Below are 11,657 nucleotides of genomic sequence, written 5' to 3'. Positions count from 1 at the left end.
GGGCCGGCCCACGACGGATCAGAAAACGACCCCACCGCCGATCAGCATGTCGTAGCGCACACCCACGTGCTCTCCGGCAAGGATGTCGATCGTGAACGGGCGATAGGTCACGATGGCGCGGTCGTTGATTGCCAGGCGCACTTCAAAGCCCAGCTGCAGATCAAAATAGCTCGCCGTCTCGTCGCGGACATGTCGGCGATCACCGAAGCTAAGCAGCGCATAGCCCACCTGCGCCATCGGCGCAATGTAGAGCCCGAGCCCCTCGATGGGCTGCACGTCCCACCAGAACTTAGGCCCCACCTGCAGGCCGAACGCACTATCGCCAAATGACTGCGAAAGCGACAGCCCGATGGCCGGCCCCTCCATCCCACCTCGCAGATGGAAGCCGACCTCCTCCAGTAGCTTCAGCTGCGTGGGAAAATCGTCGACGCGGATCGCCGCACCGATGGCGAAGTTCGCGAAGAACGCACGCGTCGCCGGGCGTAGCTCCGGGGGCACCGCCGCAGTCGCCGGTGGCGCCGCGAAAATCAGGCCGAACGCCAGGGCCAGCGCCGCGAGTCCTCGCCCGATCAGGCCGCGGGCGAAGGGGCGCACGCCGGCGACAAAGCGAGGTTCCACTGTCTGCAACAGCATGGGCTGATCCTCTCCGACGTATGCCCGCCCGAATAGCAGTCTGTTTCGGGCACTGTCAACGTAATCGTGCACGGGTGAATCAGCGCAGCACGATCGGCCAGGTCAGCTCGAGCGGTGGGCCGCTGAAGGTCGGAAACCGGGCGCCCGCGCGCACGGCAGCGAGGGCGCACTGGCCAAGCGCCGTCCCCGCGAGGATCGAGAGCACGCGCCCCTGCGCGACGCGCCCGCTGCTCCCGTCGACCCGCAGCGCCAGGGTGACGACGGTCGGCTGAAGGTGACGACCTGCGCAGCGCTGGACCGCCGCGCGCGCTTGGTCGATGCCGCGGGCCACCTGCCGCGTCGACAGCGGTCGGAGCTCGGCGCGCGCGGCCACCGGCCGGACGCGCTGTGGGCTCGAGCGTGGCGGGCGCACGCTGGCCCGTGACGCCCGCGGCCTGCGGCTCACCCCGACATGCCGAGTCGGCGCCGCCGGCCAGGGCCGCCCATGGCGCGGCGCTGACGCCTTGATCTTCATCCTCGGCCGCGCGATCGGCGCGCGTGGCCGCACCTGGAGTGCCGGTGCGACGGGCGCTGCCGATGGCGGAGAGGGGTCCTCGGCGCGCGGCGCGGCCTGGGCCAGCGGCGCAGCGGCAGCCTCCGGCGGGAGCGGCCGCGCCAGTCGCTCCACGCCCACCAGCGGCGACGTGCGCGGTGCGGGCTCTTGCACCAGCGGAGGCGGTTCCAACCCCTCGCTCGGGGCGCGCCTGAGCGCGTAATAGAGCAGCCCCGCCGCGAGACCCAGCACCAACATGAGCGGCGCGAGCGCGAGCGCTCGCCGCGCTGCGGTCCGCGACGGTGGCCGCGCGGCGTCCTCGCGGGGCGAAAAGGACGCCCACGAGCTAGCTGCGGCGAGTGGCCCCTGATCAGCGCCGAGTCGGGAGCCCGCGCGTGCCGCGCGATCGACCGGCGGCGCCTCGGGGAGGCCCGGCGGCCACGGCCCGGCATTAACGGCGGCCGCGAGGCTCTGCCCCTGCTCGTCGAGTGAGAAGAGCACCGAGCTGTCGCGCCGCGCCGCTGTCAGCGCGACTGCCGCCGCCTCGGACGGATTGTCCGAGGCTCGCGGGCTCGACGAGAACTCGGCGGCCTCAGAGAGCAGGGAACCCTCAGAGAGCAGGGAACCTTCAGGGAGCAGGGAAGCACAGGCGGTGGGCCAGGGCCGCGTCGCGGCATCGACCTCGCCGAAGATCCCGGCCAGCGAGTGCGCGTCCGTCGGCCGCTCCAGGAAGTCGCCCGGCACCTCGGCCTCTGCCACCAGGCCGAGGAGATGCTGCTGCTCCCCCTCGTGCCAGACGCGGGTTTTCTCCCCTTCGATCTCCGCCGGCGCGCCGGCGGGCCGCGCCCCGCCTAGATCCGCGAACTCGTCGAGCTGGCGCGCGCTCTCCCAGCTCGTCAGACCGGGGCGCCAGAGCCAACAACCGGGCGTCAGCTCGCCCTGCGCGAGGGCCTCGCGCACCTCCTGGGCTGTCAGCGGTCCGACGCGCCGCTCGCCCTGCGCGACGAACCACTGGCGCGCGCCGCGCCGGCCCAGCCACGAGGGGGACGGCTCGCAGGGCGCGCCCTCGAAGACCTCGCCGCAGGCGACACAGCTCCGCCGGCTGGCGGCGCCGGACCCCGGCGCCGCGCCGAGCGCGGCTGGCGCTCCGCAGCGCGGGCACCTCGACTCGGGCGGCGCTGCGATCTCATCCACCATCGACCGACTCCCCCCTCCCACCAGCGGACCGCGCTCCGCGCTCCCCACGGCGACTATTCCAGGTTCTGCGGGCCCGACGATAGCAGCAGCGGCCGACGCGAGCCACGACGAGACGCAGCGCGCGCGCAATCCACTTGCGCCGCTCCCGCTTCTCGACGCAACGTGCGCGACGTGGTGGTGCGCGGCGGTGCGAGGCCGACCTCAGCCTGGAGGGCCACGCCTCGCAGCACAGCGGCTGGCTCCGCGGACGCGGCGAGTGATGGCAACGCCCGACGGGGCAGCAGCGGAGTGACCGTGGTTCAGCGGCGAGTCATGGTTCAGCGGCGAGTCAGCAGCGGGTCGGCGGCCAAGATGCGGGCAGCGCAGCGCGCGCGCCGACCGGGCGCCACCGTGACCTGTCGGTCGGCTGGCGTAATCGCCCACCAACCGAGGAGGCGAGCCGGCCGCCGCTGCCTGCTGCTGGCCGCCCTTGCCGGCGCCATGACCTTCGGCGCCCACGGCGCCCGCGCCAAACCGAGCGAGGTGGCGGCCATGCCGGCCGCGCACTTCCTGCTGCGACAGCGGCTCGAGCTACCGGGGATCGACAGCTTCGCCCGCCTGGAGCCGAGCCAAAGGACCGCCCTCGAGGCCCTGCAGGTGGCCTCCGCGCTCGAGCTGCACGTCTACGCGCTGAGCGAGCGCGCGCTGATCGTCTTGCCGCGCGCGCACCCGGCCGGTGAGCTGGTGCTGCTCTGGCGTGGTGATCGCGATCGGCTGATGGTGCGGGCCCCGGACGGCTGGCTGCATTCGCTGCGACGCGAACTGCTGCCCGAGGTGCTGGACCGCGCGGCCTCAGCGGAGCACACCCTCGAGCCACCACGGCTGGAGGCCCTCGCCTCGACCGATGCAACGCGGGCGCCGACCCGATCGCCGCTCCGCCGGGGAGCGTGGCGGCTGCGGGCGCGCGCCCACTACCGGCCCCTGGCGCAGCAGGCGGCGCCCTGGGCCCTGCGGCTCAGGCTCGACCTCTGGACCTCGCTGCTCGGCCTCGAGGGTGGCCCCACCGCGCAGATCCTCTTGGCGTTGGCACTGCCGCTCTGTGCCGGGCACGATGGTCTGATGGCGCTCGACGCCCTCGCGGAGCAGGTCGGCGGCACGCCCATCGGCTGGCGCCTGAAGGTGGTCAACGAGAGCCTTCCGGCCGGGCGCGCCCCCATCTGGCGTACCGAGGTGACCGTGCTTGGCGCGGCGTCAATGCCGGAGCGGCGCCTTGGCTTCTCGGGGCTCTCGGGTCGCGACAGCGACCACCTTCGGATCAGCCACCAGCTCCCCGCACCGACCCTCGCGGGGCTCCAGGTCGTCGCGCCGGCCGCGCTCGCGGCGTTGCGCGCGCCCGGGCCGTCGTCGACCTCGGCTCGCGGCCGCGCGACGGCTCCCCGCCCGCCCTCGGCACGGCCCAGCGCGGGCGACGACGCCAAGGCGCTGCGCATCGACAACCAGAGCGCCGGCGCGGCACTGATCTATGTCGACGGCGTGTTACTGGGTTGGGTGGCAGGAGGCGAGACCTTCACCTTCGCCGGCCTGCGGCCGGGTTATTACCGCGTCTTCGCGGTGGCACCGACGGGCGCGCGAAGCTGGGGGCCCCAGGACCTCTATCTGCCGGGAACCTGGACCCTGGAGAAGCACGTACCGAGCGCTGGCTAGCGGCCCAGCGCGCCGGCGCGAGAGGAGGTTTCGATGCTGCACCTGGCCTACAGCCGGCGAGCGCTGCTCGTGCTGGCCCTCGGTGGCCTCGGCGCCTGTTGGCACGACGGGGCGGTACGCGCCCGCCCGGACGCCGGTTCCGAGGCAGCGCGCGACGGAACCAGCGCCGATGCACCCCGCGGGTCCGACGCGAGGGCGGCGCAGGACGCAGCGGGCGCCGGCGCTGACGCGAGCGCGACCGTGGACCTCACCTGCCTCGACGCCGATCCGACGCTCACGGCGCACGAGCGCGCGATGATCCAGCTCCCTGCTGACAGCTGGGCCACGGCGCCAAACACCGCGCTCTTCGACCTCTGCCGCGCGGCCGCGACCTATGGGGACGGCGTGTATCTGGTCGGCGGCTGCGCAAACGTCGTCGGCGCCTGGGGCGGCGGGGCCTACGACCCGATTCACCGCAAGATGCTGCTCTGGGGTGGCGGGCATAACGACTACGGCGGCAATGAGCTCTACGCCTTCGACCTCCCCTCCTGGACCTGGGAGCAGCTGACCGAGCCGTCGCGGCCGCCCTTCAACGAGGATCCCCTGGCCGACGGCCAGCCCGTCTCGCGCCACACCTACGACGGCCTGCAGTACCTCACCCACGCCAACCGATTTTTCGCCGCCGGGGGCTCACGCTCCACCGACGGCGCTGGCACCCGCCTGACCTGGACCTTCGAGCTCGCCACCAAGATCTGGACCAACCAGGAGCCTAGCGGTTCCTTCCTCGCCAGCAGCCCGTACTCGTGGGCAACCGCCTACGATCCGACCACTCGCTTGCTCTTCCTCCACGCCCAGGCCGGCCTCAACAGCTACGACTTCGCCACCAACACCTGGACCCAACTGATCAACTTCGGCTTCCCGCCCTATACGGGGAAATACGATGGCTGGGGGAGCCGCCGGGGGTTGGTGGATACGAAGCGTGGTCTCTTCGTCACGCTCGGCGGCGGCAGCCAGATGCTCGTCTACGACCTTGCGCAGGGCAAGGTCGCCTCGCTCGATGCGGCGTGGACGGTCACGGGAGGCGCTGCATTGGAAGCGGCCCCAGCGCCTGGCGCTGACTACGATCCGCAGGCGGACGCCCTCGTGGCGTGGATCGGCGGCGCGCCCTACGTCCTCGAACTGAAGGCGACCCCCAGGGCCTGGGTGCGCACCTCCGCTGCGAACGCTCCGCTGGCTCAGGTCGCCACGGGCACCTTCGGCCGCTGGCGCTACCTCGCCAAGTACAACGTCTTCCTGCTGATCAACGACGCGCGGGGGGACGTGGTGTTCTACAAGCACACGGCCGGCTGCGGGATTTAGCCGTCCGTCGATCGATTGCTCCCGTCGCCAGGCGCGGCACTGCGGCCCGAGGTGGGCTCGAGCGGCGCAGGCCTGCGCTGCTGCTCGCCGCGCGCCGGCGTCCAGCCCTCACGCGGCTGCTAGCCACCCGAGAGGTGGACGCTGGCCACGACCTCGTCGATCAGCGGTTGGTAGATCGCCTCGCGCTCCACGGGCAGCCGGGCCAGCAGGACGTGGAGCCGCCCGCCCTCGAGCCGAAAATACGTCGACTGCGCCAGCTCATGCGGTCCCGCCAAGACCCGCACGACCCCACGCCAAAGCCCCGGCCCGACGCGTCGCGGTACCGCATCGACGAGCGTCAGGGCGCGAACCTGGCGCTGCTCGCGCGTACGCTCGTTGAGCTGGCGGTAAACCGTCACCAGGGCCTCGCGCGTGGCCGCCGCGCCGCCCTTCGCACCGAGCCATTGTGGGGAGACGACCTGCTGCAAGGTCGGCGCGGCCGTCAGCAGCGGATCCTGCAAGGCCAACCGGCCCTCCTCGCGGCTGATCTCCCAATGGGTCGGGAGGCGCAGCGTGATCCCCGCCGCCGAGAGATCGTGCCGCGCAGGTCGTGGACAATCGCGCTCGCCCTGGAGCAGCGCCATCGTCCCGGCCAGGACACAGGCAGCCAGCGCGAGCGCGCTGGCGACGCTAGCGACGTGCCGCCGCCAGCCGCTATCCGGTCGCACGACCTGGGGCGCCGCGAACCAGCCCGCCAGCGCGCCCGTCGCCAGCCCGCCGAGGTGCGCGGCGTTGTCGATCAGCTCGACCTGGAGCCCGATCACGAGCTGCATACCGATTACCACCAGCAGGTTGACAAAGAGCCGCGAGCGCCAGCGCTCGGGGACGTGACCGCGCAGCCTAAGGAGCGCCGCCACGGCGGCGCCCAAGAGCCCGGAGATGGCACCCGACGCGCCCACCGAGAGCACCGCGCGACCGAGCGCCGCGCTGGCCAGGGAGCCCCCAAACGCCGAGAGCACGTAGATCGGCAGCCAGCGGCGCCAGCCGTACATCGGCTCGGTCATGCGACCGAGCAGATAGAGCGCATAGGCGTTGAAGAGCAGGTGCAGGTGGTAGGGGCCGCCATGGAGAAAGGCGTTGGCCAGCAGGCGCCAGGGCTGAGCCCCGAGCGACAAGGGAGGGAAGTTGGCGCCGCAGCGCAGCAACAACCAGCCTTCGTCGGCCCAGCGCGGCAGCGCCGCGAGGCCACGCTGCGCGGCGTAGACGCCGACCAGCGCCAGCAGCATGACCACCGCCGCCGGCGCCACCTGCCAGATCGGCCCGTCGGTCTGCGGCAACACGCGATGCGCGAGCGCGCGCTGCATCACCAGCGCCACCAGCCGCCCCAACCCCTCCTCCAACGTCGCTGGCGCCAGCACGGGATCCGGCTGATCCAGGCGCCGCAGCGCGACCGCGCGCGCGACGCGATCCCTGCGCTGTCGCGCCAGCACGCCCCAGAGCTGCCGCGCTTCCTCGCCGCGGCCCGCCCGCCCGAGAGCCAGGGCCCGCCAGAGCTGCCGCCGCGCCGCACCGAGCGTCAGGGCGAACCCCGGCACCTCGACCAGGCGCTCGACCTCGTCCACGCGCCCGAGGTGCGCGAGGAACTGCAAGCGCGAGGCGTTGAGCAGCCCCCCCGCCGCATCGACCTCGCCGGCGACGGTGGCGCCCATCTCGAGCAGCCAGAGGTAGCGCGCGGCCGCCTCGAAGTTTCCCACTTCCCCGTAGGCGCGAACGGCGCTGATACAGAGCGAGGGCGAGCGTCGGGCCAGCGCCGGGCCGCCCTCCGCCTCGAAGAGCGCCACAGCCTGCGCCGGTTGCCGATCAAAGAAGAAGAGCGCCATCAGCTGCTCGATCTGCGCCAAGCGCTCGGGCTGCTCCGGTGCGCAGCGCGCCAAGCGCGCCCGCGCCCGCTGCAGCGCCAAAGTCCCGCGCCCGCGACTCGCCAGGGCTAGGCCTTCGACGAGCTGCCGCTCGCGCTCCAGGCCGAGTCCGGGCTGCAGGAGCTGGCGCACCCCCACCAGGGCGTGCGCCAGCACGAAACGCTCCTGACGACAGGCGACACGGACGAGTGCGACCAGCATCGATGGCGCGACGACGATCGCGCAGAAGACGCCGATCGCCAGCACGCAGAGCGGCCCACCCGGGGACTCGCTACGCAGCGCCAGCAGCGCCAGCAGCAGGTTGGCGCCCAGCATGGCGAGGAAGCCGAGGGCACCACCACCACGGCGGCGCCAGAGCACCACGATGCTGAGGCCGAGGACGGCCACGATACTCCAGAGCAGAACGGCGCAGATGGACCCCAAGCCTCAGCACTCCACGCGCGGCGTACCCTCCAAACCGAGCGCGCGCAGCCTCGGCCTGGCACCTGCAACTCCTCAACGCTCGAGGAACGCTCCCATGCGGCGATACTTCGCGTAGCGCCGCTCCAGCAACTCGGCCAGCGGCAAGGCGATCAGCTCGCCGAGCTGGCGCCGCAGCGCCGCGCCCAAGGCCTCGGCCATCGCACGCGGCGCGCGATGAGCGCCGCCGAGCGGCTCAGGGATCACCTCATCGGCGACTCCCAGCCCGAGGACGTCCTCGGCGCGCAAGCGCAGCACCTCGGCCGCCCGCGGCACGGCAGCGCTATCCTTCCAGAGAATCGAGGCGCACCCTTCCGGCGAGATCACCGAGTAGACCGAGTGCTCGAGCATCAAGATGCGGTCGGCGACGCCGAGCGCGAGCGCCCCTCCGGAGCCGCCCTCACCGATCACCACCGCGACGATCGGCACCGGCAGCTCGATCATCAGCTCGAGGTTGCGGGCGATCGCCTCGGCCTGGCCGCGCTCCTCGGCGTCGATCCCGGGAAAGGCGCCCGGCGTGTCGATCAGGGTAATGACCGGCCGCCGAAAGCGGCCCGCCAGCTCCATCAGCCGCTTGGCCTTGCGATAGCCCTCCGGCCGCGGCATGCCAAAGTTGCGTCGCACGTTGTCACGCGTGCTGCGCCCCTTCTGGTGACCAAGGAGCGTCACCGGCCGGCCGTCGAGGCGACCCAGCCCACCGACGATCGCGGGATCGTCGCCGTAGAGCCTGTCGCCGCGCAGCTCGAAGAAGTCCGTCAGCAACAGCTCGGCGTAGTCCAGCGTATAGGGCCGCGCCGGATGCCGACTGAGCTGCACCACCTGCCAAGCACTCAGCTCAGCGAAGGTCTGGCGCAGCAGCTGCTGGGCGCGCGCCTCCAGCCGCACGATCTCGGCGGCGACGTCCTGGCCCACGGGCGCCAAGCGCTTCAGCCCCTCGATCTTCTGCTCGAGCTCGACCACGTCGCGCTCGAAGTCCAGCACTGCGGCATTCATCGTCACCTCGTGTGCAGTGTCATCCGCGCAAGAGCTCACTCACTTGCGCCGCCCCCGGTGGGGCCGCAGCGTCGAACCAGCGCAGCGCCGACTCGTGCGCGAACCAGTTGCGCTGACGCCGGGCGAAGCGCCAGGTCTCGCGCCTGGTCTGGCGCATGGCCTCTTCCAAGTCAAGCCGGCCTTCGAGGTGTTCCCGCAGCCGCCGGTAGCCCAGACCGCCGAGCGGATGGCTCTCGGCATAGCCCGCGGCGCAGAGGGCGCGCACCTCCTCGAGCCAGCCGCGCGCGAGCATCTGGTCCGCGCGCGTGGCGATCCGCTCCCGGAGCTGCGCCGGCTCCAGGTCGAGGCCGACGAGCCGCGCAGCATGACGCGGCGTAGCGAAGCCATGGGCGCGCCGCAGCGCGGAGATGCGCTGACCGGTCTGCTCGAAGACCTCGAGCGCCCGCGAAATGCGGACGAAGTCGTGAGCGTGGATCTGCGCGGCCGCCGCCGGGTCGACGTGTCGCAAACGCTCGTGGAGCGCTGGGCTCCCCTGCTCCTGCGCCACACGGCGGAGCGCCGCGCGCAAGGCCGGGTCGACGGCGGGCGCGGCGAAGAGGCCGTAGAGCAGCGCACGCACATAGAGCCCGCTGCCGCCGACGACGATCGGCAGTCGGCCGCGCGCGCGGATCGCCGCGACGGCCACCTCGGCCTGCGCGACGAAATCCGCCGCCGAAAAGCCTTGGTCCGGCGCCACGACGTCGATCAGATGGTGCGGCACACCGGCGCGCTCGGCCGCGGTCGGTTTCGCCGTGCCGATGTCGAAGCCGCGGTAGACCTGCATCGAATCAGCGCTGACCACCTCACCATCGAGCGCCGACGCCAAGGCAACGGCCAGCGTGCTCTTGCCCACCGCGGTCGGACCGACGATCACCAGGAGCGGATCGGCGCCACGGCCGCTCGCCGCAGCCGAGGTCACGGGTCAGCGCTCAGCAGCGCGCGCAGCGCGTCGAGCTCGAGCGCCAGGGCCATCGGGCGCGCCGCACGCCCGCGAGCCGTCGGCCAGGGCGGCGCGGTCGACCACTGCAGGCTCTCGGCGCCAGCGCGGCCGAGAGCCTCGGCCAAGCGCGGGCGCCAGCCCGGCGCAGCGCGCGTGCGGGCGACGGCCCACGCCAGCGCCAGGGCCACCTCGTCCACGAGCGCCGCGTCGGCGCCGGCGCTGCCCAGCTGCACCGTCGGCCGCGCGACCCAGCCTCCGGCCAGCGCCAGCAAGATCGCCTCCCACGACGCGTCGGCGAGCGCGACGGCGGCCGGGCGCGTGCGCAGGAGCCAGGCCGAATGGTCCAGAGGCTCGAGCTCGAAGCCGAGCTGCCGCAGCCTCTGACGGCGGGCCGCGAGCGCCGCCGCGCCACGCGCGTCGAGCCTGATCACCGGCGGCGGACTGAGTGCCGCCCCCGCGAGGTCACCAGCCGCGAGCGCCTGCCGCAGGGCGGAGAGCACGACCGCGCACCATCCCGCCTGCTCGTCGACCAGCACCAAGCGTCCATCCCACTGCGCCACCAGCAACCCGTCGGCCGTCCAGCCGATGGCCCGGCACGCTGTCGGTGCGGGGCCCGCCGGTGCGGGGCCCATCAGTGCGGGGCCCATCGGCGCAGGACCCGTCGGCACGACCCGCGCCAGCGCTGCCCCGAGCCCATAGTCTCCCTCGTGCGCCGCCCCCGCCTCGCTCGCGCCCCAGAAGCGGCGCTGCGCCTCCGCCGCGCGCGACGATCCAAAGGCCGCAGCGCTGCACGCGGCGCCATCGCCCGGGAGCGGCTCGGTGGCGCGGAGGCCATAGACACGCACGGCAGCGGGCGGGGCGCGATCGGCGGCCGCACCCTCCGAGGCTGCGACCGACCCTCGCGCGGCGGCGCCACCCACGGCCTGAGCGACCGCGGCGACCACGGCAGCGCGCACCGCTTGCGGCTCGGCGAAGCGCACCTCGCGCTTCTGCGGATGCACGTTGACGTCGACCCGCTGCGGATCGACCTCGAGGTGGATGACCCCGGCCGGGAAGCGCCCGTGGGCCAGAGCGGAACCGCAGCCCCCGAGCGCCGCCTGCAGCAGCGTCCGGTCGCGAACCACGCGCTGGTTGACGAGCAGCACGAGCGCGCGCCCCGTCGATCGCGCGGCTTCGAGGGGCTGCAGCAGGGCCTCGACGACGACGCCGCCGCGCTCGGCCCGGCCCACCAGCGGCGGCTGGCCCCGCGCGGCCGCGAGGCCCTGCGCGCGCTGCGCGCGACCGGCGACCGGCGGCAGCTCGAGCAGGCGCCGACCCTCGTGCAGCAGGGCAAAGGCCACCGCCGGAAACGCGCAAGCCAGCCAGGCGATGAGCTCCTGAACGTGGCCGGTCTCGGTCGCCGTGCTGCGCATGAACTTGCGCCGCGCGGGCGTGTTGAAGAAGAGCTCACGCATCGCCACGGCGGTGCCCGCGGCGCAACCCGCCGGCTGCTGACTGATCACGCGACCCGCCTCGACCGCGATCTCGACCCCGGCAAGCGCCCGCGAGGGCCGTGTCGTCAAGGTCAGGCGCGACACCGCGGCGACGCTCGGCAACCCCTCGCCGCGAAATCCGAGCGTGGCGATTCGGTCGAGATCGGCGACCTCGCAAAGCTTGCTCGTGGCGTAGCGCTGCAAGCTCAACCGGGCCTGCTCGGCCGTCATCCCGCAGCCGTCGTCGACGACTCGGATCAGCCGCAGACCTCCCTGCTCGAGCTCGATCGTGATGCGCGTCGCACCGGCATCGATCGCGTTCTCGACCAGCTCCTTGACCACGGAGGCCGGCCGGTCGATCACCTCGCCGGCCGCGATCTGCTCGACCACCGCCGGATCGAGCACGGCGATCGGCTGGCGCGAAGCGGGCGCCTCTGCGGCGACGGGCGCATGGACGGTCACGGGCGCAAGTT

General features: G+C 73.0%; 8 protein-coding genes. 2 read left to right on the top strand and 6 right to left on the bottom strand.

The features are described 5' to 3' along the window. Nucleotides 1–18 precede the first annotated feature (18 nt). Nucleotides 19–633 (bottom strand): hypothetical protein, encoded by a 615-nt coding sequence (locus tag IPL40_02600; GenBank protein ID MBK8480055.1) that lies wholly within the window; start codon nucleotides 631–633, stop codon nucleotides 19–21. Between the two features lie 79 nt (nucleotides 634–712). Further along, the gene (locus IPL40_02595; GenBank protein MBK8480054.1) at nucleotides 713–2,362 is read right to left on the bottom strand and encodes a DUF4339 domain-containing protein; all 1,650 of its coding nucleotides are present in this window, start codon (nucleotides 2,360–2,362) and stop codon (nucleotides 713–715) included. A 312-nt stretch (nucleotides 2,363–2,674) separates the two neighbouring features. Between IPL40_02595 and IPL40_02590 the strand changes: the two genes are divergently transcribed. Both IPL40_02590 and IPL40_02585 read left to right on the top strand, forming a co-directional pair. After that, on the top strand, nucleotides 2,675–4,045 hold the full coding sequence (locus IPL40_02590) for a hypothetical protein (protein MBK8480053.1): 1,371 nt from the start codon (nucleotides 2,675–2,677) through the stop codon (nucleotides 4,043–4,045). A 33-nt stretch (nucleotides 4,046–4,078) separates the two neighbouring features. Next, nucleotides 4,079–5,383, top strand: coding sequence for a hypothetical protein (locus IPL40_02585; protein ID MBK8480052.1), 1,305 nt, complete (start codon nucleotides 4,079–4,081; stop codon nucleotides 5,381–5,383). Between the two features lie 119 nt (nucleotides 5,384–5,502). On the opposite strand, the gene IPL40_02580 is transcribed toward IPL40_02585, so the two are convergent. The 4 genes from IPL40_02580 to mutL all read right to left on the bottom strand — a co-directional run bounded on the left by IPL40_02580 (nucleotide 5,503) and on the right by mutL (nucleotide 11,646). Next, a complete protein-coding gene (locus IPL40_02580; GenBank protein MBK8480051.1) occupies nucleotides 5,503–7,704 on the bottom strand; it encodes a rhomboid family intramembrane serine protease in 2,202 nt (733 codons plus the stop codon). Between the two features lie 72 nt (nucleotides 7,705–7,776). Further along, nucleotides 7,777–8,733, bottom strand: coding sequence for an acetyl-CoA carboxylase carboxyltransferase subunit alpha (locus IPL40_02575; protein MBK8480050.1), 957 nt, complete (start codon nucleotides 8,731–8,733; stop codon nucleotides 7,777–7,779). Between the two features lie 19 nt (nucleotides 8,734–8,752). Next, on the bottom strand, nucleotides 8,753–9,691 hold the full coding sequence (gene miaA, locus IPL40_02570; protein ID MBK8480049.1) for a tRNA (adenosine(37)-N6)-dimethylallyltransferase MiaA: 939 nt from the start codon (nucleotides 9,689–9,691) through the stop codon (nucleotides 8,753–8,755). Beyond that, nucleotides 9,688–11,646 carry a DNA mismatch repair endonuclease MutL gene (mutL, locus tag IPL40_02565; protein ID MBK8480048.1) on the bottom strand — a complete coding sequence of 653 codons (1,959 nt, stop codon included), beginning with the start codon at nucleotides 11,644–11,646 and terminating at the stop codon, nucleotides 9,688–9,690. Before mutL ends, miaA begins: the two co-directional genes overlap by 4 nt. Nucleotides 11,647–11,657 lie beyond the last annotated feature (11 nt).

The sequence above is a fragment of the Pseudomonadota bacterium genome, assembly GCA_016711215.1.
Classification (GTDB): domain Bacteria; phylum Myxococcota_A; class Polyangia.
Note: the sequence above shows the minus strand (reverse complement) of the source record. Positions and strands in the feature narration are given on the sequence as shown.

Excerpts from the sequence above, each read along its gene's own strand:
- IPL40_02600 (MBK8480055.1), bottom strand. The coding sequence starts at position 633 with ATGCTGTTGCAGACAGTGGAACCTCGCTTTGTCGCCGGCGTGCGCCCC.
- IPL40_02595 (MBK8480054.1), bottom strand. The coding sequence starts at position 2,362 with ATGGTGGATGAGATCGCAGCGCCGCCCGAGTCGAGGTGCCCGCGCTGC.
- IPL40_02590 (MBK8480053.1), top strand. The coding sequence starts at position 2,675 with ATGGTTCAGCGGCGAGTCAGCAGCGGGTCGGCGGCCAAGATGCGGGCA.
- IPL40_02575 (MBK8480050.1), bottom strand. The coding sequence starts at position 8,733 with ATGAATGCCGCAGTGCTGGACTTCGAGCGCGACGTGGTCGAGCTCGAG.
- IPL40_02585 (MBK8480052.1), top strand. The coding sequence starts at position 4,079 with ATGCTGCACCTGGCCTACAGCCGGCGAGCGCTGCTCGTGCTGGCCCTC.